This window comes from Celeribacter indicus, from assembly GCF_000819565.1.
Taxonomy (GTDB): domain Bacteria; phylum Pseudomonadota; class Alphaproteobacteria; order Rhodobacterales; family Rhodobacteraceae; genus Celeribacter; species Celeribacter indicus.
Map to the genome: position 1 here is coordinate 1,345,455 of NZ_CP004393.1, position 25,302 is coordinate 1,370,756.

The following is a 25,302-nucleotide window of genomic DNA, read 5'->3' on the forward strand; positions in this document are numbered from 1 at the left end:
TGAGCGGGCTCAGCCGAGCGCCGCGGCGAAATCCTCGTAACCGAAGTCACGCACCAGTCTGACGGAGCCGTCGAGCTCGCGCAGGGCGATCCCCGGCATCTTCACCCCGTTAAACCAGTTCTTCTTGACCATTGTGTAACCGGCCGCATCGTCGATGGAGATGCGGTCGCCGATCTCGAGCGGGGCCTCGAAGGAGGCATCGCCGAAAATGTCGCCGGCGAGGCAGGTCTTGCCGGCGATCTGGTAGGCATGCGCGCCGTTCCGCGGCAGTTTCGCGGTTTCGCGGTAGATCAGCAGGTCGAGCATATGCGCCTCGATCGAACTGTCGACGATGGCGATCTTCTTGCCGTTGTCGATGATGTCGAGCACGGAGACCTCGAGCGTGGTCGAGCGGGTGACCGCCGCCTCGCCGGGTTCGAGATAGACCTGCACCCCCATCGCGTCGGAGAAGGCCATGAGCCGGTCTGCGAGTTTGTCGAGCGGATAGCCCTCGCCCGTGAAATGGATGCCGCCGCCGAGGGAGACCCAGTCGAGGGTTTTCAAAAACGAACCAAAATCGCGTTCGATCCGCGTCAATTGCTCTGAAAACAGGTCAAAGTCGTCATTTTCGCAATTGTAGTGGATCATTACCCCGGTGATGCGGTCTCTGGCCGCCTCGAGCCGGGCCATGTCCCATTCTCCGAGCCGGGAGAAGGGGCGGGCCGGGTCCGCAAGGTCGAAGCCCGAGGTCGAGAAACGCGGATTGAGGCGCAGGCCGGTCGCGATTCCCGCGGCCTTCGCGCCGAAGCGGTCGAGCTGGCCGAGCGAGTTGAAGATGATCTTGTCGGCATGGGACACGGCCTCGTCGATCTCGTGATCGGCCCAGCCGACGGAATAGGCATGGGTCTCCTTGCCGAATTTTTCGGCGCCGAGGCGCAATTCATAGAGCGAGGAGGAGGTCGTCCCGTCCATGTAATCGCGCATGAAGTCGAACACGGGCCAGGTCGAGAAGCACTTGAGCGCAAGCAGCGCCTTCGCCCCCGAGGCGTCGCGCAGGCGGGCGATCTTTTCCATGTTCGGAAGAAGGCGCGCCTTGTCGATCAGGTAGTAAGGCGTCTGGATCATCGCGGTCCCCCCAGCAGACAAAGGAACGGATTGCATAGGGGGCTGCACTTAGGGCGATTCAGCCGAAAGAACAAGGTATAATCTGCGCTTCCGCAGGAAAATGTATATACGTTCCGGGGCCGCCGGGTCAGGCCTCGTGCGCGCCTTGGGCCAGGGCGGCGACATAGGCCGAGATCTCTGCCACGGAGCGGCCCTGCGCGATCTCGTTCACGATGGCGGAGCCGACGACCGTGCCGTCCGCGATCCCGGCGATCTCGCGCGCCTTCTCGGGCGTCTTCACGCCGAAGCCGACGACCACCGGGAGATCCGTATGCGCCTTGATCCGCGCGACCTCCGGGGCGACATCGGCGCCGGAGGCCTCTGCCGCGCCGGTGATGCCGGTGATCGAGACGTAATAGACGAAGCCCGAGGTGTTGGTGAGCACCTTCGGCAGGCGCGCGTCGTCGGTCGTGGGCGTGGCGAGGCGGATGAAGTTGAGCCCCTGTTTCTGCGCCGGGATACAGAGCTCCTCGTCCTCCTCGGGCGGCAGGTCCACGACGATCAGCCCGTCGATGCCCGCCTCCACCGCCTCCGCGAGGAACCGCTCGACGCCGCGCGCATAGATCGGGTTGTAATAGCCCATGAGCACGATCGGCGTCGTGTCGTCGCCCTCGCGGAAGGCGCGGGCGAGATCGAGCGTCTTCGCGAGCGTCATGCCCTGGTCGAGCGCGCGCTGACCGGCGAGCTGGATCGTCGGCCCGTCGGCCATCGGATCGGTGAAGGGCAGGCCGAGCTCGATGATGTCCACCCCCGCGCCGGGCAGCGCCCTGACGATCTCGAGCGAACGCGCCGCATCCGGGTCGCCCGCCATCACATAGGCGACGAAGGCCTTGCGCCCCTCGGCTTTCAGCGCGGCGAATTTGGCGTCGATGCGGGTCATGGGCGGCACTCCTTCGAAGATGGCACGAAGGAAGTGCCCCAAATGCCGCAGGATCGCAAGGGGCGCCGGATCAGGCGGGTTCGACGGCGGGCGCACTCGCCGGAGTGGTCAGCACGATCCAGTGGGTGCCGAAGCGGTCCTTCACCATGCCGAAGCCGGGGGAGAAGAAGGTCTCCTGGAAGGGCTGTACCTTGATCCCGTCCTCGCCCAGTGCCTCGAAGATGCGCCGGCTTTCCTCCGCCTCGCCGGTGGAGAGGGTAACCGACACCGCCGCCTGGCTGACGCCCGGCACGCCCGGCGGGAAATCCGAGGCCATCAGCGCGCCATGCGGCGAGGTGAGCGCGGCGTGCATCACCGCTTCCGACGCGGCGAGCTCGGGCGGGACCTCGGGCATCTGGTTGTAGCCCATGATCTCCAGATCGCCGCCCAGGATGTCGCGATAGGCCGTCATGGCGGCGCGGCAGGTGCCGGGAAAGTGCAGATAGGGGGTGATCATGGCATCCTCCTCTTCGCTTTGATCAGGCCATAATCCTACGCCCGTGCGGGCGCAGGACCAAGCGCGGCCTTGCGCCAGGGCGGTCGCCCGCCTAGAAGCGTCGCGACAGTTTGACGAAAGGCCGGATCATGGGGTTCAAAATGGGTATCGTCGGTCTGCCGAATGTCGGCAAATCGACGCTCTTCAACGCGCTGACGAAGACCGCCGCCGCGCAGGCCGCGAATTTTCCGTTCTGCACGATCGAGCCCAACGTGGGTGACGTGGCCGTGCCCGACCCGCGCCTCGAACGGCTCGCCGCGATCGCCGGATCGAAGCAGATCATCCCCACGCGCATGACCTTCGTCGACATCGCCGGGCTGGTGAAGGGCGCCTCCAAGGGCGAGGGGCTCGGCAACCAGTTCCTCGCCAATATCCGCGAATGTGACGCCATCGCCCATGTGGTGCGCTGTTTCGAGGATGGCGACGTGACCCATGTGGAGGGCCGCGTGGATCCGGTGGACGATGCGCAGGTGATCGAGATGGAGCTCATGCTCGCCGATCTCGAGAGCATCGCCAAGCGCCGCGCCAACCTCGTGCGCAAGCTCAAGGGCAACGACAAGGAAGCCCAGCAGCAGGACCGCCTGCTGGCCGCCGCGCAGGAGGCGCTGGAGAACGACCGCCCGGCGCGCACGGTCGAGGTCTCCGACGAGGATGCGCGGCAGTGGCGGATGCTCCAGCTCCTGACGCAGAAGCCCATCCTCTATGTCTGCAACGTCGAGGAGGAGAACGCGGCCACGGGCAACGCGCATTCCGAGGCGGTGGCGAGGATGGCGGCGGAGCAGGGCGCGGGGATCGTCGTGATCTCCGCGAAGATCGAGGAAGAGATCTCCCAGCTCGATGCGGAGGAGGCGGAGATGTTCCTTGCCGAGATGGGGCTCGAGGAGGCCGGCCTCGACCGGCTGATCCGCGCGGGCTACGAGCTCCTGCATCTCGAGACCTATTTCACCGTCGGTCCGAAGGAGGCGCGCGCCTGGACCATCCGCAAGGGCACCGCCGCACCGCAGGCCGCCGGCGTCATCCACGGCGATTTCGAGCGCGGCTTCATCCGGGCCGAAACCATCGCCTATGACGATTATGTGCAATTCAACGGCGAGACCGGCGCGAAGGACGCGGGCAAGATGCGTGCGGAAGGCAAGTCCTACATCGTGCAGGACGGCGACGTGATGCACTTCCTGTTCAACACCTGAGCCCGGCCGCGGTCCGGTCTGTCCGGACCGCCCCTGCCGACCCGGTCGCGGCGCCGGCCCCCGGAGGCCCCACCCCCTCCGCGGGCGCGGAGGCCGTGCCGCCCCGCGCCCGGCGATCCCGCCCGCGCATGATGCGCCATGCCTCCCGGTGTTGCGCCGCAGGCACCCGGCCGCACGCCTGGTTAGCGCGATCCTAACTGCTCCCGATCCATCATCGGGCCTCTCACGAACGAGGCTCGAAGATGAAATGCAGCTCGACATTCGAACGCTTCATTCGAAGCGGCGGGCATGCGGCGATCGTCATCCCCCTGGGAGGAGACGCGGCACCCGAGGTCAAGGCCGGACCTGAGCCGGAACTCCCTGTCCGGTCCCTCACCGGGCAGGTGAACGCCGACAATATCGCCTGGCTCACGCAATTTCTGGGTCAGGAGGCCCGCACCGCGATCGCGCGCGTCCCCGTGCACGATCTGGAGCTCCGGGCGCAGGATGACCTGCGCCGCCGGCTCGCCGCGACCGGAGGCGCAGGTCCCGGCGACGACCCGGTGCTGGCCGGTCTCCTGCACCGGTTCGAGGCGCGGCTGAACGCGCAGCGGCAACAGGCGCTGGGCATTTCGCACTATGTCTGGCGCTCGCAGGACGACGACCGGGTGCGCGCAACCCACGCCGCCTGGGACGACCAGGTGTTTTCCTGGGACGACCCCCCGCCCGACGGCTTTCCCGGCGAGGCGTTCGGCTGCCGCTGCTACGCGGAACCCGTCATCGCCGGCGATGTCTGCGCGCCCAAGACCGGCCTCGCCCTCGGGGCCGCGGTCGAGACTGCCGCTCTCGCGGGGTATGCCGAAGCGGCGGTGGACTTCGGGCTCGATCTGCTCGGCGGTCTGGTCGATCTGGCGCAACTGGCCGTCGGCACGGTCGATTTCGGCATTTCCGAACTGGCGGTCCTGCTCGGGATCGCGGGGGACGCGCGGCAGGCCGAAGTGGCGCGCGTTCACGCGCGGATCGCCCACGAGGTCGAACATTACGACGCACGCCTGCAACAGCTGGCGGACGCCCTCGCCGGCCTGCCCGACCTTGCGCAGGCCTTCCTCGGCTATGTCGATGCCGTGAGCCGGCACGCGACCGACATGCGCGAGGCCTATCTGCGCTGCGAGGTCAGCGAAACCGAGCTGCGCGAGGCCGTCCGGGAAGACGCCTATCTCCGGGCCAGCATCGCGATCGCCGCCGTTCCCGCGATCGGCACGGTCGGGGCCGTCGCCGGCCGCGCGCGCCGGCTCCTGACGGTTCTGGGCGACGACGCCGGGGGGCTGGGCGATGCCGCGGCGCTGCGCAGGCTGACCGACCGGATCCTGGTGCCGGGCCTGCCGCGCGGCTTTCGGCAGACCGGGCGCGGCGACGTCGATTGGGGCGCCGGCTCGCACAAGGACCGCGGGCTGTCCTACGAGCGCAGCCTGGCGGAACGGGCGGACGGCGAGGGCCGCGGAACGTGGCTGGAGAAGGAGTTCCGGGATCATCCCGGAGTGGATTTCTTCGATTTTGCGACCGGACAGGCGACCAGCGTGAAGACGCTCGATCTGAACGCCTATACCTACCGCACGTCGCCGTCGCAGATTTACGGAACCTTAAGCCGCTATGTGCGAGACTTGGCGGAGTTTGAGGGCGGCGAAGGGCTGATCAGGCGCGAAGAAGTTAGGCTCAGGACTTCGGTAACGGGGGCGTCCCAGTCAAGCGGTTTTGCGCACAACAATTGACCCGCCGTAGAGGTTACTTTGATATACTTGGTGCCGGTCCTGGCTTCCTTCGCGGCCTATAGCTGAGATCCTTGGGGAACATGCTTCGGTTCGTGGTCAGCGCGATGGCTGCCAACATGATGCTGGTTCGATGTAATTCCGATGTGCCCATCTCATAGGCGTGCTTGGCAAAAACCAGCGACAGTCCTGACCACGGCATCATCGGAACCACGTCCCTGCGGGACCTCAAAGGCCTGCGATCAGGCAGGCAACGGGTGGGGTGTCATCCTGTTAGGCAGGGTTTGGCGCCGCATCTGATTGGAAGGTTGTGCCATCGACCCAAATCCGATGCAGTATGACAGCGATGCGGCGTGCGAGGGCGACCATCGCAACTTTGCGTCCGCGCCGCTGCACGAGTTGGGCTCCCCACGTTCTCAGCCAAGTCGATCGGCCACGGTTCATCATGACAGTTGCAGCCTGGCACAACGCCCTTCTCAGATTGACATCGCCAGCTTTGGTTATACCACCCGACACGTCCCGTTCACCGGACTGGTTGCGTGAAGGCGTCAAACCAACCCAGGGTCCGACCCTTTTCGAAGACCGAAAGCGGGCCGGATCATCGACCGCAGCACGAAATGTCAGTGCTACGACGACACCGATTCCTGGCATCGACATAAGGCGTTGGCAAACCGGATCATCCCAGGCCAACCGCCGCACGCACTTTTCGAGATCGGCCAGTTCCTGTCGTAGGGACGCTCGGGCCCGCAGCATCGGTTCAGTCGCGGCTTCCAGCATCGGATTGCCATCTGCCAATTCCCGAATGCGTGTCTCGAACTTGCCGCGGGAGATCGCACCGACCTTGAGGCCAAAGTTCCGCAGCAATCCGCGCACCGACATTTCCAGAGCGATCATGTTCTGCTGGATAGCCTTTCGAGCGCCGAGAACTGCCCGGGTTTCCTGAGCAGAGACGGATTTACAGTGAACCGGGCGGAACCAGCCGAGATGAAGAAGGCGTGCAATCCCTTCTGCATCGCGGCGATCCGTCTTGATCGGCATCGCCTTCAACGCTCCTTTCACCTGGCGCGTTTCCATGAGCACCGCTTCCAGTCCAGCTTCGGTCAGCCCTCTGTGCAGCCATTGCGACAGTGGCCCGGCCTCCAGGCCAATCGCTGCGATACTGCCGTCAAGTTCGTCCAACCAATGCGCCAAAGCTTCCGGTTCACTTTCAGTCTCCGCCTCTTTGACGATCTGGCCATGCTCGCTGACCACACAAACTGCGGTCTTCGCCAACGACACATCCAATCCAATAAATAGCTTCATCCCGTCATCCTCCATCTGGGTTCAATACGGGAATGGCGACAGCGCGGTGCTGATCTGACAAGTGGCAACGGTCGTGCGTGACGCAGGCCCCGTTACAGCATCTCATAGCCAGAAAAGGACGGTTGCGGCGAGGGCGATGGCTGAGAGAAAAACCTTCGGGCACCTGTCGTAGCGGGTTGCAACGCGCCTCCAGTCCTTCAGTCTGCCGAACATGATCTCGATCCGGTTGCGGCGCTTGTAGCGTCGCCGATCGTATCGGACTGGTGTCTTCCGTCCCTTTCGGCCCGGGATGCAGACCCGCAAGCCCTTGTCTTGCAGACTTTCTCTGAGCCAATCGGCATCATAGCCGCGATCGCCGAGAAACCACTTCGCAGGTGGGAGATCGCGCAGCATCGCCCGTGCGCCGGTATAGTCGCTCACTTGGCCCGCGGACATGAAGAAGCGCAGGGGGCGGCCCTCGCCGTCAGTGACCGCGTGGAGCTTTGTGTTCATTCCGCCTTTCGTTCGGCCGATGAGGCGTCCGCGCCCCCCTTTTTTGCTCGCAGGCTGGATGCCGTGCGATGCGCCTTCAGGTAGGTTGCATCGATCATGATGGTCTCGGGCTCAGGGGCCTCCGCGGCCAGCCCCTCGAAGATCCTGGCAAAGACACCGAGCTCGCTCCATCGCTTCCAGCGGTTGTAGAGCGTCTTTGGAGGCCCATACTCCGAAGGCGCGTCACACCACCTCAAGCCGTTGCGATTGATGAAGATAATGCCGCTCAGGACACGACGATCATCAACGCGAGGGCGCCCATGGCTCTTTGGGAAGAAGGGCCGAAGGCGCTCCATCTGCGCCTCCGTCAACCAGAACAAGTTGCTCGTCATATCGGCCTCCTTGCGGAGCCGTGAATCACGACAAGCCCGACAAATCAATGGGTCCTGAGCCTAAGGCAAGGGTAATGAATTTGGCGGTTCCCGAGGGCACGCCGGAACAGATGTCGCAGATCCGGCGCGCCGTCGATCTGGCCGAGAGTTTGGGGATAGAGATGATCGTGGAGGTGACACAATGAAGGAAGATCGCAGCTATTACGATCTGCCGAATGGAGATCGACGCGAAAACTACAGCGTGACGGCAAATGCCTTCACCAAGTTCTACCTGATTGAGTCAAAAGTTTGCTATCGCGCCGCGCTGCCCGACCCCGAGGGGGTCCGCCACGTCCTGCCGCCCGAGGCGAGCGCGGAGGAGATCGGCGCCGCCATTCTCGACGCGCTGGCCCACAGCCGCTTCATCCCGCCCTCGCATCCCGAGTTCGACGCGCTGTTCACGCAGCGCAAGGCGGCCGAGCTCGTCGATACCTATGACGCCGAGCTGATGCGGCTGGCCGGGGTGAAGACGAAGGCCAGCCTCTATCGCGGCGCGAAGGGCGTGAACGTCACCCATCACGCCGACTGGGGCGAGATCACGATCTTCGCCTGCGCGCGGCGCAAGGGGCGGTATTTCTGGAGCCAGACCACGGATGTCTCGGGTGAGGAAACCGTGCCCTTCGGCGCCAGCGCCCGCGAGGTCGGCGAAGCCTATCTGCGTGCCCTGGCCAAGGGCGGGTCGGTGTCGTGAGAGCAGTCCGGCGCGCCGTCGATCTGGCCGAAAGTTTGGGGATAGAGATGATCGTGGAGGTGACACAATGAAGGAAGATCGCAGCTATTACGATCTGCCGAATGGGGACCGGAGGGAAAACTATCGTGCGACCGCAAATGCCTTCACCAAGTTCTACCTGATCGAATCAAAAGTTTGCTATCGCGCCGCGCTCCCCGACCCCGAGGGCGTCCGCCACGTCCTGCCGCCCGACGCGAGCGCGGAGGAGATCGGCGCCGCCATTCTCGACGCGCTGGCCCACAGCCGCTTCATCCCGCCCTCGCATCCCGAGTTCGACGCGCTGTTCACGCAGCGCAAGGCGGCCGAGCTCGTCGATGCCTATGACGCCGAGCTGATGCGTCTGGCCGGGGTGAAGACGAAGGCCAGCCTCTATCGCGGCGCGAAGGGTGTGAGCGTCACCCACCATGCCGACTGGGGCGAGATCACGATCTTCGCCTGGGCACGGCGCAAGGGGCGGTATTTCTGGAGCCAGACCACGGATATCTCGGGCGAGGAAACCGTGCCCTTCGGCGCCAGCGCCCGCGAGGTCGGCGAGGCCTATCTGCGCGCCCTGGCCAAAGGCGGGTCGGTGTCGTGAGGGGGTCCGGCGCGCCGTCGATCTGGCCGAGAGTTTGGGGATAGAGATGATCGTGGAGGTGACACAATGAAGGAAGATCGCAGCTATTACGATCTGCCGAATGGGGACCGGAGGGAAAACTATCGTGCGACCGCAAATGCCTTCACCAAGTTCTACCTGATTGAGTCAAAAGTTTGCTATCGCGCCGCGCTGCCCGACCCCGAGGGGGTCCGCCACGTCCTGCCGCCCGAGGCGAGCGCCGAGGAGATCGGCGCCGCGATCCTCGACGCGCTGGCCCACAGCCGCTTCATCCCGCCCTCGCATCCCGAGTTCGACGCGCTGTTCACGCAGCGCAAGGCGGCCGAGCTCGTCGATGCTTATGACGCCGAGCTGATGCGGCTGGCCGGGGTGAAGACGAAGGCCAGCCTCTATCGCGGCGCGAAGGGCGTGAACGTCACCCATCACGCCGACTGGGGCGAGATCACGATCTTCGCCTGCGCGCGGCGCAAGGGGCGGTATTTCTGGAGCCAGACCACGGATGTCTCGGGCGAGGAAACCCTGCCCTTCGGCGCCAGCGCCCGCGAGGTCGGCGAGGCCTATCTGCGCGCCCTGGCCAGGGGCGGATCGGTGTCGTGAGGGGGGTCTGTCCCCGACGCTCCGGTCAGCGCAGGCGTCGCGTCAGCGTGAGGAGTCTGCGCTTCGTCCCGGTGTAGGGCGGTTCGGTAAGGCCCATCGCGTTCCATTTCGCCTGCCGCATCACCGATTTCATGTGCGAGAACCGTTCGAAGCCCGCGCGGCCGTGATAGGCGCCGATCCCGGAGGCGCCGACCCCGCCGAAGGGAAGGGTCTCGACCCCGACATGGAGCATCACGTCATTGACCATCGCCCCGCCCGACAGCGTCCGCTCGAGCCAGAGATCGGCCTCCGCGCGGTCCTCGGCAAAGACATAGAGCGCAAGCGGATGATCGCCGGAGGCGACGAGGGCCAGCGCCTCTTCCGGCGTATCATAGGGCACGAGCGGCAGGATCGGGCCGAAGATCTCCTCGCGCATCAGGGCGAGATCCTGGGGCGGATCCACCACCACGGCGGGGGCGAGTTTGCGTGCGGTCGCCGTGGCCTCCCCGAGCGTGAAGATTTTGCAGCCGCGTGCCCTGGCTTCCTCCAGAAGGGCAGTGAGGCGGTCGCGATGGCGGTCGGAGACGATGGCGGCGTAATCGTCGCTTTCCGGCCCCTCGGGATAGAAGGCCGCGAAGGCGCCCATGAGCGCCTCGGCGAGCGGCAGCATGCTGTTGCGCGGCGCCAGGACGTAGTCGGGCGCGACGCAGGTCTGGCCCGCATTCGCCGCCTTGCCCCAGGCGATCCGGCGGGCGGCCCGGCCGAGATCGGCGGAGGGCATGAGCACGGCGGGGGATTTGCCGCCGAGTTCGAGCGTCACCGGCGTGAGATTGCGGGCGGCGGCCTCGTAGACCTTGCGCCCGACGGCGGTCGATCCGGTGAAGAACAGATGGTCGAAGGGCAGGGCGGCGAAGGCCGCGGCAACCTCGGCATCGCCCTCGACCGTCGTCACCTCCTCGGGAGCGAAGGCGCCGGCGAGCATTTCCGCGAGCGCGCGCGCGCTGCGTGGCGTCAGTTCGGAGGGCTTGAGCATCACCCGGTTGCCGGCGGCGAGCGCGGCCAGGAGCGGCGCGAGGGCGAGCTGCACCGGATAGTTCCACGGCGAGATCACGCCGACGACGCCGAGCGGCTGCGGCCGGATCTCCGCACGGGCGGGACGGAAGGGCAGGGGCATCCTCACCCGCCGCACCCGCATCCAGCGCGCGAGGTTCCGGCGCGCGCCTTCGAGTTCCGCCAGGGTGACGTCGATGTCGAAGACGCGGCTTTCGACGGCACTGCGATGCGAGAAATCGGCGGAGATGGCGGCGGTGAGCGCCTCTTCCGCCCCGAGCAGCGCCGCCTTCAGCCGGGCGATCCGGTTGAGCCGGGTCTCCAGGTCCACCACCGGCGCAAGCGCGTGGGCGCGCCGCATCGCCGCAAATCTTTCGCTCAGCTCCGCCATCCCGGCACCTCCTTCTGTCCCGGTCATTCAGACAGAAAGATCGCGACGACGCAAAGCCCGTCTTCGCGGACGGCGTTTCAGCGCCCGAGGAGCCGGCGCAGCGTCGCGCGCAGGCCGCGTTCGGAGGGCTCGATCAGGCAGCCCAGCACGAAGGCGAGAGGGCGGATCTCGGTCATGTCAGGGGTCCCGTGCTCCCGGTGTCGATGCCGTCCTGATAGGACGGGTTTGTCTCGATTGCGTGACAATCTTGCAAGGCTATCGCGACGCATTGCCGCAGCGTGAAAATATTTTGTCAGGGCCGCGGTGTTTCGATGTATACGCCGGCCGCCGGCGGGGACCGGACGTGCGCGGGAATCGCGCGACAGGTTCACGTGGGGTGACTTTTCATGACGACGAAGACGAGGCACGCGCGGGGCGCGCGGGCCGGGCATGTCCGTGTGCTGCTCTGGGCGGTGGCCTGTGCGGTCCTTGCGCTGGCGCCGGGGCCGTCGGGGCGGAGCTGGGCGGCGCAGCCGGGATCGGTGACGCCGGGGGCGACCATCGTCATCGGCAACGACCGGGGCGGCAGCGTGCGGGCCCGCGTCGGGGAGATCCAGCAGATCATGCGCCTCGGTCAGAGGGTGGAGATCCGCGGCCGGCGCTGCATGTCGAGCTGCACGATGTTCCTCGGGCTCAGGGACCTCTGCGTCTCGCCGCGCACCGTCTTCACCTTTCACGGCCCCTCCTATTACGGCCGGACGCTCAGCCCCGCCGAGTTCGAAAGCTGGTCGCGGGTGATCGCCGCGCATTACCCAGAACCGCTTCGCAGCTGGTACCTGAGCACGGGGCGGACGCGGATCTGGAACGGCTACGAGATGAGCGGTGCCGAGCTTGCCCGCTACGGTATCGCGCTCTGCCGCTGACCCGGCGGTGCGGCGGCGGGCGCATTTGCCTTTCGCCCCGGTGACTTGACATTCCGACCCGGATTTGTGCCATGTCGTGCAGCAGACACGCGGGCGGACGGAGCGCTCCCTGCGGCTTCCGCGCGCCCTGGCGGCGAAGACGGCGGCAGGCCGGGGCGTTGTCGCGATCCCGTGTCGCATGTGACGAGATCGCCAGGAAAGGAAATTCCATGAAAATTGCCGTCGCAGGGATCGGTTACGTCGGCCTCTCCAATGCGGTGCTGTTGTCGCAGCATCACGAGGTCACCGCCGTGGATATCTCCGAGGACAGGGTGGCGATGGTGAACGCGCGCCGCTCGCCGATCGTCGACCGCGAGCTCGAAGATTTCCTCGCCAGCCGCGACCTGAAGCTTTCCGCGACCTGCGACGGGCCGGCGGCCTACCGGGACGCGGATTTCGTCATCGTCGCGACGCCGACCAACTACGATCCGAAGTCGAACTATTTCGATACATCGTCCGTCGAGACGGTGATCCGTGCGGTGACTGCGGTGAACCCGACCGCGACCATCGTCATCAAGTCGACCATCCCCGTGGGCTATACCGACGAGGTGAATGCCGAACTCGGGATCGACCAGGTGATCTTCTCGCCGGAATTCCTGCGCGAGGGGCGCGCGCTCTACGACAACCTGCACCCGTCGCGGATCATCGTGGGCGAACGCTCAGAGCGGGCAAAGGTCTTCGCCGACCTGCTGCTCGAGGGTGCGGAGGAGACGGAGGTGCCCGTGCTCTTCACCGATGCGCGCGAGGCCGAGGCGATCAAGCTCTTCGCCAACACCTATCTCGCGATGCGCGTTGCCTTTTTCAACGAGCTCGACAGCTATGCGATGGCCGGCGGGATGGACAGCCGCCAGATCATCGAGGGCGTCTCCCTCGACCCGCGCATCGGCGGCCATTACAACAACCCCTCCTTCGGCTATGGCGGCTATTGCCTGCCGAAGGACACGAAGCAGCTCCTCGCCAATTACAGCCAGGTGCCGCAGAACCTGATCCGCGCCATCGTCGACGCCAACCGCACGCGCAAGGATTTCCTGTCCGACCGCATCCTGATGAAGGGGCCGAAGGTCGTCGGCATCTATCGCCTGGTGATGAAGGCCGGTTCGGACAATTTCCGGCAGTCCTCGGTCCAGGGGATCATGAAGCGGCTGAAGGCGAAGGGCGTCGAGGTGATCGTCTACGAGCCGGTGCTGGAGGAGGAGACCTTCTTCAATTCCCGTGTGATCCGGGATCTCGACTCGTTCAAGGCGGAGGCCGATCTCATCGTCGCCAACCGGATCACCGAGGATATCCGCGACGTGACCGACAAGGTCTTTACCCGTGACCTGTTCGGCGCCGATTGAGGAGACCCCCCATGCCCACAGCCCTCGTGACCGGCGCCGCCGGCTTCATCGGATCCTTCGTCTGCCGCACCCTTCTGGAGGAGGGCTGGCGGGTGATCGGTCTCGACTGCCTGTCCGATTACTACGACGTGGCGCTGAAGGCGCGGCGGGAGGAGACGCTCGCGGCCTATGACGCCTACCGCTCCGTGCATGACAAGGTGGAGACGCCGGGTCTTCTGATGCGGCTCTTCGAGGAGGAAAAGCCCGATGTGGTGATCCACCTCGCCGCCCAGGCGGGGGTGCGCTACTCGATCGAGAACCCGCGCTCCTATCTCGAGAGCAATATCGTCGGCACCTTCGAACTTCTCGAAGCCGCGCGCGCCCATCCGCCGCGCCACATGCTCCTGGCCTCCACCTCCTCGGCCTATGGCGCCAACGAGGCTATGCCCTACCGGGAGACCGACAAGGCGGATCACCAGATGTCGTTTTACGCGGCAACGAAGAAATCGACGGAGAGCATGGCGCACAGCTATGCCCATCTCTTCGATCTGCCGATCACGATGTTCCGCTTCTTCACCGTCTACGGTCCCTGGGGCCGGCCCGACATGGCGCTGTTCAAGTTCACGAAGGCGATCCTCGAGGGCAGGCCCATCGACGTCTACAACCACGGCGACATGAAGCGCGACTTCACCTATGTCGAGGATCTGGTCCACGCGATCCGCCTGCTGATCGACGCCGTGCCCCGGCGGCCGGAAGACGGCGTGGTGGAGGAGGGCGACAGCCTCTCGCCGGTCGCGCCCTTCCGCGTGGTCAATATCGGCAATTCGGACGCGGTCCAGCTCACCGATTTCATCGCCGCGATCGAGACGGCGACGGGCCGGACGGCCGCGCGCAACCTCATGCCGATGCAGCCGGGCGACGTCCCCGCCACCTGGGCCGACGCGACGCTCCTGAAGCGCCTGACCGGCTACGCGCCGAAGACCTCCGTCCCCGAGGGCGTGGCGAAATTCGTCCGCTGGTATCGGCAGTATTACAACGCCTGACCGCCCACGCCCCGCCACCGCCTTTTAGCCCTTGTCTCCGCCGGATCGCTCCATTACACGGGTCGGCGGAGACGTGGCCGAGTGGTCGAAGGCGCTCCCCTGCTAAGGGAGTAGGCGGGAAACCGTCTCGAGGGTTCGAATCCCTTCGTCTCCGCCACCTTAATTTTAGGTGTGTTTTTTTATATTGTTTTAAAACAAAGTGTTGAGCCTATACTTGCTCCGGATGCGAGCTCGGTCTTCTTGATTTGCTACCCATTCTGCTCCACATTTTGCTTCACAATGCGATATTGTGAGGGTGCAGACATGTCAAAACCTGTCTTGCGTGGAATGACTTGGTATCTCAAGCGTCGGGTGCCTAAACGCTATGAGACAGTCGAACCGCGATCTGTGGTATGGGCGAGCCTGAAAACCGACTCCTACAGTATCGCTCTGCAGAAATCAGCGGGCGTATGGGCCTCCTACATTGAAGGATGGGAGGCATTGCTGGCCGGCCGGGACGGAAATGCGAACGAAAAATTTCGAGCGGCGCAACAGTTGGCGGCCATTCGGGGATTTCAGTTTCTATCCGTCGATCAGGTGGAGCAATTACCTCTGGAGGATATCTTGCGGCGTGTTGAAGCGACGCGCGGAGCAGATGGCGCACCTGATGAAGTGGCGGCCGCCGCGCTGCTTGGGGTGGTTGAGGAACCAAAGCTGCGGTTGTCGGACCTCGTTGACCATGTTGAACAGCTCCCTGCCTATGATAACCGTTTCAAAAGTAGTGAGCAGATGCGCCTGTGGCGATCCCCTCGCTTGCGGGCAGTCAAAAATCTGATCAAAGCTGTCGGCAAAGACTTGGCTGTAGTTGATGTTACGGGGTCCGAGGCTCGCAAACACAAGAGGTGGTGGCAAGCACGACGGGCCCAAGAAGGACAGTCTGCAGAAACAGCCAATAAGGATTTCGCCAACATGGCCGGCATGCTGGCTCGCTTCTACGAAGAACTCGAATATGAGGATCCGCCGCGCCCCTATGCGAGAATTTCCATTCGTGATCGCCATCAAGAACCTGAGCAAAAACGCGAAGTGCCCGTGGATTGGATCGTTGAACACTGGTTTGCCCCCGATGCGCTCAGCGGATTGAACGATGAAGCCCGAGATATTTTGTTGATTTCCATCGAGACAGGGTGCCGCCAGAACGAGATCTATAATCTGCCTGCATCTGCCATCCGCCTTGAAGGTCCTATCCCGCATTTGCACATCGCACATGAAGAATCTGAGAACCCGGAAGAGCGCCGCGAGGTCAAAAACTTGCCATCGCATCGGGAAGTTCCACTTGTAGGAGTTGCCTTGGCTGCAGCTAAAAGACACCCGGAGGGCTTCCCGAGGTACCGAAACAAGAGCAGCTATAGCGCGTCGGTTAATAAATACCTGCGAAACAACGGGCTGTTGCCTGAAGGGGTCACCATCGGTGGAACGCGTCATAGTTGGGAGGGCCGTATGAAGCGCGCAGGTTATGAAATGGATGATCGCGGCGAACTGATGGGGCATTCACTCAGGTCGCGCCGTGGGCGCGAGGTCTATGGGGATGGAATGACGTTGTCCGACCGCCTTCAGATCGCGCAAGAAATCATGCTGCCCGTCCCTGCGCACCTGAAGTAAGGCCATCCAGAAGGGGAGCGGTGACAGCTATTGCGGCGTGGTGCTGAATGCACTGATCCTGGAGGGACAACCTGACAAGCGGCCTTCAGAGAGCGGTATTTCTTTCTTCCACTGGCAGCCTGACCTCGGAGGGGCGCTTGGAGTGTTGGCCTATTGTTTTCTGGTTGCAATCCACCGCTATTTCGCGGGTGTCTCCTCTCTCTAGCAAGACCGCTGTCATCGTACATTCAGCCATTTCATTTGCTCCAAAGGAGTCCAGACCAATCAGTCGGAGCATTAATTTCGTCGTGCCGGTCACGCGTGACAACGAAATGAGAATGGCTTCATCCGCCGCGCAACGCGTAAACAGAATTCAGCGAAAGAAAAGATCGGGATCATTCTGGGTGGATGAAGGGTGAAGACAGTATAGCTGAGCGTTGCTGGCGTCCTGAACTGCGTCTCGACCGCGCACTCGCGCATATAACTGCTGATGGTGTTGCGAGATAGCCCCGTGCGTCAGGATATCTCTCGAATTGGCATTTTATCGAGCAATGCCCTGCGTTGAATGGCACCCATATCTCCCAGACCTAAAGCGTCTGGGCAACATGTTTACATGGGGCAATTCGCACCGAAAAGCTATGGGGCCTACTGGCTCCTTCTCGGCGGAAGCTAACACCTTAGAAGCCAATAGGGCGGGGTGGTTGAAGATATGCCCAAGAATGTTTCTTGACAGTCGATATTATATAAATAACATTTATGAAATAAATAACACTCAAAGACTCGCGCTGGGGAGAGGAGCCCTGGCGAGAGGCGCGCATATCCGGCGCGTGTTTGGAGTTGGTTTCTCTGGAGGAGAGGGGCCGGAAATTGAGCATGCATGGAGGCATGCTCGCAATGGGAGGAAACTATGAGAAAACTTATGCGCGGTCTTTCGGCCGCAGCCTGTGGTATCGTGTTTAGCACAACGTTGGGCGCAACAAGCGTATCGGCCCAGAGCGCCGTGCCTGAGATCAAGGACGAATATCGTTTCGTGATGATCCCAATCCTTGCGCAGGCCTGGTTCGACATCGTTCATGACGCGGCGGCGGATTCGGCGGAGCAGCTGAGCGCCCAGCTCGGGACCACGATCACCATCGATTACCAAGCCCCGGCGCAGGCCGATCTGGTCGAACAAAACACGCTTTTGGAGCGCGCCATTGCGACGAAACCCGACGGCATCGCCATCGACGCCATTGACGTAAATGCCAGCATGCCGATCCTTAACGAAGCTCGCGATCGCGGCATACCGGTCGTGCTTTTTGTCTCGACCGCTCCGCAGGGCTCGCAATTCACCTATATCTCCAATGATTTCTACGATCAGGGGCGGATTTTGGGCGAAGAACTTTTGAAGCGCATCGACAACAAGGGCAAGATCGCGATCCTGCACGGTGTGCCGACCAACTCCGCCCATGCGGACCGTTACAAGGCGTTGACGGACCTGTTCGCGCAATACCCGGATGTCGAGATTGTCGATGAAGGCTTCGATTATGACGATGTGCAAAAGGCGCAGACAGAAGCCTCGCGCATGTTGGCGGCCAATGCCGATCTCGATGCTATTGCCGTTGTGGATGCCGCCGGTCCCGTTGGTGTGGGGCTCGCACTGCGCGAAGCGGGGCGTGTCGGTGAGGTGCAGTTCGTCGGCATCGACGATGTGCCGCAGCTCCAGGAACTGATGCGCGACGGGGTGCTCGATCTTTCGATTGCCACGCGCCCGCGCATGATCGGCGAATGGTCCACAGTGGCCCTGATGCTTCAGAATATGGGGGTGGAAACGCCGTCCTGGATCGACACGGGCATCGGCTACATGACACCTGACATGGTGGCCGAGGGCAATATCGACGGCTTCTAAGAGCCGGTTTCAGAACATCGGCCGGGCGCATCCTATGATGCCCCGGCTTCACTCTCAGGCCAATCTAAGGGAGACCGATATGAGTCTTTTGGAAGCCCGTGGTATCACCAAACGCTTTCCCGGCGTGATCGCGCTGGATGCGGTGGATTTGCGGTTCGAACGTGGCGAAGTGCATTGCATTGTGGGTGAAAACGGTGCGGGGAAAAGTACGCTGGTCAAGGTGTTAACTGGTATCTACCGCCCCGACGAGGGCGATTTGCACTACGATGGCGAGACACCTCCGGCGATCGGCTATGTGCCGCAGGAGTTGAACCTCTTCGACAATATGACGGTTGCGGAAAACATGTTCCTGCCGCTGGACAACGGTGCGCTGTTTCAGCGCAAGGCGCTTGAGGCGGCGGCGCGACCTTTCCTCGATGATCTGAAGATGACCTGTGCGCCGGAAGATCTGGTGCGCGACATTTCGGTGGCCGAAAAGCAGCTTTTGCAAATCGCCCGCGCGCTGGCGAGCCGCCGATCCGATATTCTCATCCTTGATGAACCGACCGCTTCCTTGACGGCGACGGAAATCGAACGGCTCTTTGCGATTGTCGAAGAGTTGCAGGCACGCGGTACGGCGATTGTGTTTATCACCCACCGGCTCGACGAAGTGATGAGGCTGCATTCCGTGGTCTCCGTGCTTCGCAACGGCTGTGTGGTCGGAAATTCCGATGGCGAGGATGTCTCCGAGGCCTGGATTGTTTCCAAGATGACCGGCAAGGAGATGGATTTGAGCACGCTTTATCGTCCGCGCACGCCGCGTGGTGATCGTGTGTTCCGGGTCGAGGGACTGTCTGGCCCTGGCTTCGAAGAGATTTCTTTCGATCTTTACGCCGGTGAGGTCCTCGGTTTTGCGGGTCTGGTGGGCGCTGGGCGCTCCGAGGTTCTGCAAACACTCTTTGGGATGCGCAAGCCGACGGCGGGGCAGGCTTGGTTCGACGATGAGCCATGGGTGTTCAACAAGCCGGCCCGCGCGATTTCCAAAGGGGTGATGTATCTTTCGGAGGAACGTAAGGCGCATGGGATTTTCCCGCATATGTCTGTGCGTCAAAACGTCGGAGCAGGTCTGTTACGTGACGTGGCGCATCTGGGCGTGGTGTCAAACGCGCGTGAGGCAGAGGCCTCTGCCAAGATCATCGGCGACTATCGGGTCAAGACTGCCTCATCCGAGACAAAAATCATGAACCTCAGCGGTGGTAATCAGCAAAAGGTGCTGATCGGGCGCGGTCTTATGGCCAATCCGCGGGTGATGATTTTCGACGAACCGACGCGCGGCATCGACGTCAATGCCAAGGACGAAATTTACCGCCTGATGCAACAGGTCGCTGAGGATCAACAAATCGCCGTGGTGCTGATCTCCTCGGAAATCGAAGAGCTTTTGAAGTGCAGCAACCGGGTTTTGAGCCTCTATGACGGACGGATCAATGCGGAGATCGCAGGGGAGGAACTGAGCGAAGAACGCTTGCTGTCCTCGATTATCAACACGGGCGGCGCTTCTGATGCGACGGCCGCAAACAGGGAGGGTGCCCATGTCTGACGGGCTGGTGAACATGACGCAGAGACGAGGTTTCAATCTGAAAGGCGGCGGTCAAATCGTCGGGGTTCTGATCGCTTTTGTGGTGATATGCGTGGTCGCGTCCCTGGTCGCGCCGCAATTCCTGACAAGCTACAACATGACGATCATTTCCCGCGATCTCGCTTTTATCGGCATCGTGGCCATCGCGCAGGGTATGTTGCTTTTGCTCGGGGACATTGACGTCTCCATCGGCGCAATCGCAGGGCTGTGCGGCATCGTTTGTACCAAGCTTCTGGTCGATGCGCAGCTCGATCCGGCGCTCGCCATTTCGGCGGGGTTGGCGGTCGGGGCCATTGCCGGCGCAGTGAATGGCACGATCATCACCATGTTCAACCTGAACTCACTGGTGGTGACCATCGGCATGCTCAGTGTCTATTCGGGTCTCAATCTCTGGATCACCAAGGGCCGCACCATCGTGGGCCTGCCGAAAGAGGTGACGGTTCTGGGCGGCGGCACGCTCATGGGGGTGCCGCCGCCGGTCTATATCATGGCGGGGGTGTTTCTCGTGATCCTGTTCCTAACCACGAAAACGGTCTACGGGCGCCGCCTTTATGCCGTGGGCAATAGTCGCGAGGCCGCCAAGATCATCGGCATCCACGAACAACGTGTCCGCATTACCGCCTATGCCGTGGCGGGCGCATTGGCCGGGCTGGCGGGGATGCTTTTGTGCTTCCGCCTTGTGTCGGCGCAGGCCTCGATGGGGCAATCCTGGCTTTTGCCGTCGATTGCCGCGCCTGTCATCGGCGGGATCGCCACCACGGGCGGCATCGGCACGATCTGGGGCGCTCTTCTGGGCGCGGCCATCATCGCGGTGATCGGCAATGTGATCGTGCTGGGCGGTGTCGACGTTTACCTGCAACAGGTGGTTACGGGTGCGATCGTGGTGATCGCCGTCGCTCTCGACGCCATCACACGCAAAATGGGCCGGGGGTAATCCCCCGCCCGCAAATTCATTCCAAAGGAGGAGATAGGAATGTCCGAGGAAACCAAAATCACTCAGATCGGTGTCGTCGTGCGCGATCTCGATGCGACGATGAAAATGTATCACCAGCTTCTGGGCTGGGGGCCGTGGAATGTTTACGAACACACTGCTCCCGTGCTGCATGACACCCATCTGCACGGCAAGCCTGCCACCTATTCGATGCTCTGCGCCGAGGTGATGGTGGGTGACATGTGTTACGAGCTGATCCAGCCGCTTGAGGGCGACTCGATCTACAAGGAATGGCTCGAAGAACATGGCGAGGGCCTGCACCACGTTGCCGTGATGAAACACGGCCAGAACGCGGCCGATCAGTTCAAGCAGGACATGGATGCGGCGGGTGCGAAGATGCTTATGGGGGGGCGCATCGGTGAGACCATCGAGTTCTATTACCTCGACAGCGAGCCGCAACTAAAGGTGATCCTCGAATCCGGCACCGGCCATGCCATCGACCTGAAGCCGATCCGCACATACCCTGAGTGAACGATCCCGGTCCCAAGACAAAGCCCCCGCATTGCGGGGGCTTTTTTAGGTCTCGCTTTGTGGCGCTTTAGGCCGCGATGCGCTGATCATCCTTGTCAAAGACCATGATATGTTCGGGCCGAATGCCAAGCGCGAGGGTCGCAGGGCGCTCCGTGTCGCTGCCTTGCCGGATCACCTCGATCTCACCGTCGCCAAGAGTGGCGAAATAGCTCGTCGAGGTGCCAACGACCTGTTGAGTGGTGACATCGAGTGTCAGCCGGTTGGCCTCGGAGGTGCCGTCGAGGAAATGTTCGGGTCGGATGCCGAGGGTGACCGGGCCTGTCGCGGCGGTGGCGCTGGTCAGAACCGTGCCGTCGCTCAGTGTCATCTGATGCCCGTCGGCCTGCGCGGTGACAAAGCTCATCTGCGGCGAGCCGATGAACCCCGCGACAAAGCGGGTTCTCGGCGCGGTGTAAAGCTCGGCCGGGCTGCCGACCTGTTCGATCCGCCCGTCCTTCATCACCACGATACGGTCCCCCATGGTCATTGCCTCGACCTGATCGTGGGTCACGTAGATCGAGGTCACGCCGATCCGCTGTTGCAGGGCGCGGATTTCCTTGCGCATCTGGACGCGGAGCTGGGCGTCGAGGTTCGACAGCGGTTCGTCGAACAGGAAGGCATTGGAATGTTTGACCATGGCGCGGCCCATGGCCACCCGTTGACGTTGCCCGCCTGACAAGGCGCGCGGGCGGCGGTCGAGATAGGGGGTGATCGCCAGAATGTCGGCAGCCCATTTCACCCGCTTTTCGATCTCCTCGGCGGCGGTCTTGCGCACCTTGAGGCCGAAGGCGAGATTTTGCGCCACCGTCAGATGCGGGTAGAGCGCATAGTTTTGAAACACCATCGACAGATCGCGCTCCTGCGGCGGCAGATGCCCGACTGGCGTGCCGTCGAATAGAATGTCGCCGCCCGAGATCGGGTTCAGCCCGGCCACACAGCGCAGCAGGGTCGACTTGCCACAGCCCGAGGGGCCGACGAGCACGATGAATTCGCCATCGTCGATCTCAAGGTTCAGCCCGTGAAGTGCCTTCACCTTGCCGTAGTGTTTTTCGAGGTTCTGGATGTTGATTGAGACCATGGGTTCTCCTCCCAAGAATGGTGGCGTCGCAGGGCGCACGCTATTTGATGCTGCCCTGTGTCAGGCCGCCGACGAGATGTTTCTGAAACAAGAATGCGATGAGGTAGATCGGCACCATGCCGGTGAAGGAGGCCGCCGCCATCTGTCCGAAATTCACCAGTCGCTCGCCCTGAAAGAGCGACATGCCGACCGTGATCGTGCGGCTCGCTTCGCTGAATGTCAGGGCGGAGGCAAAAAGAAACTCGTTGTAAGACAAGATGATACAGATCAGCGCGGTGGCCAGAATGCCGGGAAAAATCAGCGGCAGGATCACCGCGAAGAGCGTGTGCCAATAGCCCGCGCCGTCGATCCAGGCGGCTTCGTCGATCTCTGCCGGGATGTCGCTGACAAAACTCTTGAGCAACCAAAAAGCGACGGGCAGGTTCATCAGCCCGTGAACCAGCGCAAGGCCCGGAATGCTGTCCATCAGCTGTGCGGTTTGCAACAGATAGAACAGCGGGATCAGCGCGATGATCGGGGGCGCGGCATAAGAGGCCAGCGTGATGTTGGGGACGGTCCTGCGAAAAGCGCCGAGTTTGATCGTGGCATAGGTCGCAGGCACCGCGATCACCAGGGTGATCACCCCGCTCAAAAGCGCCACGGCGACCGAGTTCCAAATCATGCGCAGAACCGGGACATGTGCGAAGGCATTGGGGTAATTCTTGAGCGTCGCGGCCTCTGGCAGGAGCCGACCTTGCAACACATCGTCGGGCGTTTTGAACGAGGTCGAGAACAGGTAGACGATGGGCAGCGCGAAAAAGATCAGCATCGCGGCCAGAAAGCCGAACCGGATCAGGCGATCCGTGCGGGTGTCCTGAACAGAGGCGGTCATCGACGTTTCTCCAGATGATTATGCAGCAAAACGATGGGCAGGGTGACGACAGAAACGGTGATCGCGAACATCAGCGTCTGGGCCGCGGCGAGGCCGACATCGAATTCCCGCAGCGCGGTTTTCCAGATCTCGAAAGTGGCGATGTTGGTGGCATTGCCGGGGCCGCCGAAAGTGAGCGTATAGACCAGATCGAAGGTCTTGAGCGCCATGATCACCCGCAGCAGGTAGACGGAGAGCAGCGCAGGCGCGATCATCGGCAGGGTGACGGTCCAGAAAATCCGTTTCGGATAGGCGCCATCGAGGGCGGCGGCCTCTTCGACGTCATGCGGCACGCCTTGCAGGATCGCAAAGCACAGGATCACGATCAGCGGTGTCCATTGCCATGTGTCCGCCAGCATGATCGCCGGAAAGGCGAGGTCATGGTTGCCGAAAAACGAAATCGGAGCGTCGATCAGCCCGGTGCGCAGCAAGATGCCGTTCAGCCAGCCGCCTGACGGGTTGAGGATCAGCTTCCACGCGATCCCGACCATCACCGGCGGTGTCATCAGTGGCAAAAGCACGATGGTCCGAAGCCACCGCCCGCCACGCACGATCTTGCTCAGGATCACCGCAAGGTAGAGCCCAAGCGCCAGTTGCACCAAGGATACGATCAGAGCGAACAGGATGGCATGGCCCACGGAGCCCGAAAAATTCGTGCCGCTGAGCGCCCAGTCGAAATTCTCGAGGCCCACAAAGCCTTGAAACTGTTGACCGAGATCGGAGCGGGAAAAGGCCAGAAGCACGAGGTACACCAAAGGGTAGCCCGCGAAAATCGCAAGCCCGGCCATCAAGGGCAGGGTCATGCTCCATTCCGCACGCTTGCGCTGGTTTGCGCCGCGATCTGATCCGAAAGAAGCTGCCGGTGGCGTCGCCATCATGGGGCCTCCTCTGTGTTGTCATTTATGAAATTATACCCCTTGGGCGCGGCATCCGCGATGCGCGTCCAAGAGGCAGGTCCTGTCCGCAGGGGACTTAACGCAGCAGGCGTTCCCAGCTTTTCTGCGCCAGCTCCATCGCCTCTTCGGGCGTGCTTTCGCCGGAGATCATGATGGCGAGCTGTTCGGACAGGCTTTCGAGCATGCGCGGCGCTTGCGGTCCGGTGGGCCAGGCCATCGCCCCATTGAGCGAGGCGCTCGCGGCCCGTTGGCTTCGGGCGTTGAAGGCCTCGTACTCCGGGCTGGTCAGAGCGGAGATGCGGGTCGGATCGATGCCGGAGCCGGTGGTGGTCAGCAAATCGAGATGCATCTTCGCCGACGACGCCAGTTTGATGAACTCCCAGGCAAGATCTTTCTTGCTGCCATAGGCCGCGATGCCAAGCGCCCATCCCGCGTTGAGCGGCGCGCGGCTTTCGGTCTGGCTGCCGCCGACCGGCAATTGCACCACGTCCCATTTTCCGGTGATCTTCGAGGTCTCATTATCCTCGGAATAGGCGCCGAGGTCGATCCAGCCTTCTGTCATTGCGGCGCGTCCGCCGACAAAGGCGGTGAGCGCCTGATCAAAGCCGGTTTCCGCGGGTGTCGGCAAAGCCGAGGGCACCGTAGCGACAAGGTTCTGTGCCGCCATGAGCGCGGCGTCGCTGTCGAGCGCCGGACGCCCATCCGCATCGAGAAACTCGCCGCCATAGTTGGCAAGGCGGTTGGCAAAGACGGAAATGTTCTGAAGCGGGGCGCGAATGCCCATCAAGGCCATGCCATAGATGCCATTGGCGCTTTCGGCCTTGGTGATGGCCTCGGATGTGGTGATGACCTCATCCCATGTTTTCGGGGCCGTCAGACCGTTTCGCTCGAAAATCTCGGTGTTGTAGAACAGCGCATGAGTGTCGCCATCGAAGGGCAGGGCGTAACGACGGTCATTATAGAGGCTGTAGGGATCGTAGACGGTCGCGATGAAATCCTCCGGCATGATTTCGTCCGCGTCGGCTTCGATCCGGTCGGTGATGTCTTCGAGGACGCCGGTTTCGACCAGCGATCCTTTGGAGATATACCAATAGTCAAAGGCGTCGAATCGTTTCGCGCCGGATTGCAGATCGAGTGTGAGTTGCTGCTGAATCTGGTCGAGTGGGACGGGGACGATCTCCACCTTGACGCCGGTTTCCGCCTCGAAAGCGGCGGCGACAATGCGAGCACCGCCCACCTGAGGCTGGGACATCAGCACGGTGATGGTCTCGCCCGCCTGCGCATAGGCCCGCGCCGATAGCACGCCACTGCCCAAAGCGGCGCCGACCGCCAGTCCCATACCACCGCCCAAAACCTGGCGCCGCGATAGCGCGGTCCCCGTGCTTTGCGGTTTGGTCCGATTATTCGTCTGAGTTTTGCTGTTCATATTTTCCTCCCTTTGGGCTGGGCCCTGTTTCCTCC

The 25,302-nt window shown here is 62.7% G+C and carries 23 protein-coding genes and 1 tRNA gene; 14 read left to right on the forward strand and 10 right to left on the reverse strand.

The genetic code is table 11. The features are described from left to right. Positions 1-9: 9 nt before the first annotated feature. The 3 genes from P73_RS06820 to P73_RS06830 all read right to left on the reverse strand — a co-directional run bounded on the left by P73_RS06820 (position 10) and on the right by P73_RS06830 (position 2,519). The gene (locus P73_RS06820; RefSeq protein ID WP_043869018.1) at positions 10-1,104 is read right to left on the reverse strand and encodes a carboxynorspermidine decarboxylase; all 1,095 of its coding nucleotides are present in this window, start codon (positions 1,102-1,104) and stop codon (positions 10-12) included. A 127-nt stretch (positions 1,105-1,231) separates the two neighbouring features. Continuing rightward, positions 1,232-2,023, reverse strand: coding sequence for a tryptophan synthase subunit alpha (gene trpA / locus P73_RS06825; RefSeq protein ID WP_043869019.1), 792 nt, complete (start codon positions 2,021-2,023; stop codon positions 1,232-1,234). Positions 2,024-2,093: 70 nt separating this feature from the next. Further along, positions 2,094-2,519, reverse strand: a complete 426-nt coding sequence (locus tag P73_RS06830) for a VOC family protein (protein WP_043869020.1) — start codon at positions 2,517-2,519, stop codon at positions 2,094-2,096. 128 nt (positions 2,520-2,647) lie between these two features. On the opposite strand from P73_RS06830, the gene ychF reads away from it, so the two are divergent. Further along, positions 2,648-3,745, forward strand: a complete 1,098-nt coding sequence (ychF, locus tag P73_RS06835; protein ID WP_043869021.1) for a redox-regulated ATPase YchF — start codon at positions 2,648-2,650, stop codon at positions 3,743-3,745. A 242-nt stretch (positions 3,746-3,987) separates the two neighbouring features. Continuing rightward, a complete protein-coding gene (locus P73_RS06840; protein WP_043869022.1) occupies positions 3,988-5,493 on the forward strand; it encodes a minor capsid protein in 1,506 nt (501 codons plus the stop codon). Positions 5,494-5,763: 270 nt separating this feature from the next. Here the strand turns inward: P73_RS06840 and P73_RS06845 are convergent, their stop codons facing one another. Continuing rightward, positions 5,764-6,792 (reverse strand): IS110 family RNA-guided transposase, encoded by a 1,029-nt coding sequence (locus P73_RS06845; protein WP_043867978.1) that lies wholly within the window; start codon positions 6,790-6,792, stop codon positions 5,764-5,766. A 102-nt stretch (positions 6,793-6,894) separates the two neighbouring features. Beyond that, positions 6,895-7,655, reverse strand: a protein-coding gene (locus tag P73_RS24820; protein WP_139267087.1) for an IS5 family transposase whose coding sequence is annotated in 2 segments (ribosomal slippage) — positions 6,895-7,331 and positions 7,331-7,655 — 762 coding nt in all. Because the reading frame shifts where the segments join, the coding sequence is not laid out codon by codon here. Between the two features lie 181 nt (positions 7,656-7,836). Here P73_RS24820 and P73_RS06860 point away from each other — a divergent pair. From P73_RS06860 to P73_RS06870, 3 genes are all read left to right on the forward strand, one after another. Beyond that, positions 7,837-8,385 (forward strand): contact-dependent growth inhibition system immunity protein, encoded by a 549-nt coding sequence (locus tag P73_RS06860; protein ID WP_043869023.1) that lies wholly within the window; start codon positions 7,837-7,839, stop codon positions 8,383-8,385. Positions 8,386-8,452: 67 nt separating this feature from the next. Next, positions 8,453-9,001, forward strand: coding sequence for a contact-dependent growth inhibition system immunity protein (locus P73_RS06865; protein WP_043869024.1), 549 nt, complete (start codon positions 8,453-8,455; stop codon positions 8,999-9,001). Between the two features lie 66 nt (positions 9,002-9,067). Then, positions 9,068-9,616 carry a contact-dependent growth inhibition system immunity protein gene (locus P73_RS06870; RefSeq protein WP_043869025.1) on the forward strand — a complete coding sequence of 183 codons (549 nt, stop codon included), beginning with the start codon at positions 9,068-9,070 and terminating at the stop codon, positions 9,614-9,616. Between the two features lie 25 nt (positions 9,617-9,641). On the opposite strand, the gene P73_RS06875 is transcribed toward P73_RS06870, so the two are convergent. Then, positions 9,642-11,036, reverse strand: a complete 1,395-nt coding sequence (locus P73_RS06875; protein ID WP_139267211.1) for an aldehyde dehydrogenase family protein — start codon at positions 11,034-11,036, stop codon at positions 9,642-9,644. Positions 11,037-11,422: 386 nt separating this feature from the next. Here P73_RS06875 and P73_RS06880 point away from each other — a divergent pair, with 386 nt between their 5' ends. The 9 genes from P73_RS06880 to P73_RS06920 all read left to right on the forward strand — a co-directional run bounded on the left by P73_RS06880 (position 11,423) and on the right by P73_RS06920 (position 20,918). Then, on the forward strand, positions 11,423-11,938 hold the full coding sequence (locus P73_RS06880; RefSeq protein ID WP_052453083.1) for a hypothetical protein: 516 nt from the start codon (positions 11,423-11,425) through the stop codon (positions 11,936-11,938). A 209-nt stretch (positions 11,939-12,147) separates the two neighbouring features. Next, positions 12,148-13,314 (forward strand): nucleotide sugar dehydrogenase, encoded by a 1,167-nt coding sequence (locus P73_RS06885; RefSeq protein ID WP_043869027.1) that lies wholly within the window; start codon positions 12,148-12,150, stop codon positions 13,312-13,314. 11 nt (positions 13,315-13,325) lie between these two features. Next, positions 13,326-14,336 (forward strand): NAD-dependent epimerase/dehydratase family protein, encoded by a 1,011-nt coding sequence (locus tag P73_RS06890; protein ID WP_043869028.1) that lies wholly within the window; start codon positions 13,326-13,328, stop codon positions 14,334-14,336. Between the two features lie 67 nt (positions 14,337-14,403). Further along, a tRNA-Ser gene (locus P73_RS06895) sits at positions 14,404-14,493 on the forward strand. Positions 14,494-14,639: 146 nt separating this feature from the next. Continuing rightward, positions 14,640-15,974 carry a DUF6538 domain-containing protein gene (locus P73_RS25485; RefSeq protein ID WP_139267210.1) on the forward strand — a complete coding sequence of 445 codons (1,335 nt, stop codon included), beginning with the start codon at positions 14,640-14,642 and terminating at the stop codon, positions 15,972-15,974. Between the two features lie 886 nt (positions 15,975-16,860). Then, positions 16,861-17,841, forward strand: a complete 981-nt coding sequence (locus P73_RS06905; RefSeq protein ID WP_158401917.1) for a substrate-binding domain-containing protein — start codon at positions 16,861-16,863, stop codon at positions 17,839-17,841. 79 nt (positions 17,842-17,920) lie between these two features. Beyond that, positions 17,921-19,417 carry a sugar ABC transporter ATP-binding protein gene (locus P73_RS06910; protein WP_043869031.1) on the forward strand — a complete coding sequence of 499 codons (1,497 nt, stop codon included), beginning with the start codon at positions 17,921-17,923 and terminating at the stop codon, positions 19,415-19,417. Further along, the gene (locus P73_RS06915) at positions 19,410-20,390 is read left to right on the forward strand and encodes an ABC transporter permease (RefSeq protein ID WP_158401918.1); all 981 of its coding nucleotides are present in this window, start codon (positions 19,410-19,412) and stop codon (positions 20,388-20,390) included. The genes P73_RS06910 and P73_RS06915 overlap by 8 nt, the downstream gene beginning before the upstream one ends. 39 nt (positions 20,391-20,429) lie before the next feature. After that, positions 20,430-20,918 (forward strand): VOC family protein, encoded by a 489-nt coding sequence (locus P73_RS06920; protein WP_043869032.1) that lies wholly within the window; start codon positions 20,430-20,432, stop codon positions 20,916-20,918. Between the two features lie 67 nt (positions 20,919-20,985). On the opposite strand, the gene P73_RS06925 is transcribed toward P73_RS06920, so the two are convergent. The 4 genes from P73_RS06925 to P73_RS06940 all read right to left on the reverse strand — a co-directional run bounded on the left by P73_RS06925 (position 20,986) and on the right by P73_RS06940 (position 25,267). Then, positions 20,986-22,035, reverse strand: coding sequence for an ABC transporter ATP-binding protein (locus P73_RS06925; protein WP_043869033.1), 1,050 nt, complete (start codon positions 22,033-22,035; stop codon positions 20,986-20,988). A gap of 40 nt (positions 22,036-22,075) precedes the next feature. Then, complete coding sequence (locus P73_RS06930) at positions 22,076-22,906, reverse strand: carbohydrate ABC transporter permease (protein WP_043869034.1); 831 nt, start codon at positions 22,904-22,906, stop codon at positions 22,076-22,078. Beyond that, entirely contained in the window at positions 22,903-23,748 is an 846-nt protein-coding gene (locus tag P73_RS06935) for a carbohydrate ABC transporter permease (protein ID WP_202966941.1), read from the reverse strand. Before P73_RS06935 ends, P73_RS06930 begins: the two co-directional genes overlap by 4 nt. Before the next feature lie 169 nt (positions 23,749-23,917). Next, on the reverse strand, positions 23,918-25,267 hold the full coding sequence (locus P73_RS06940; RefSeq protein ID WP_082033141.1) for an ABC transporter substrate-binding protein: 1,350 nt from the start codon (positions 25,265-25,267) through the stop codon (positions 23,918-23,920). Positions 25,268-25,302 lie beyond the last annotated feature (35 nt).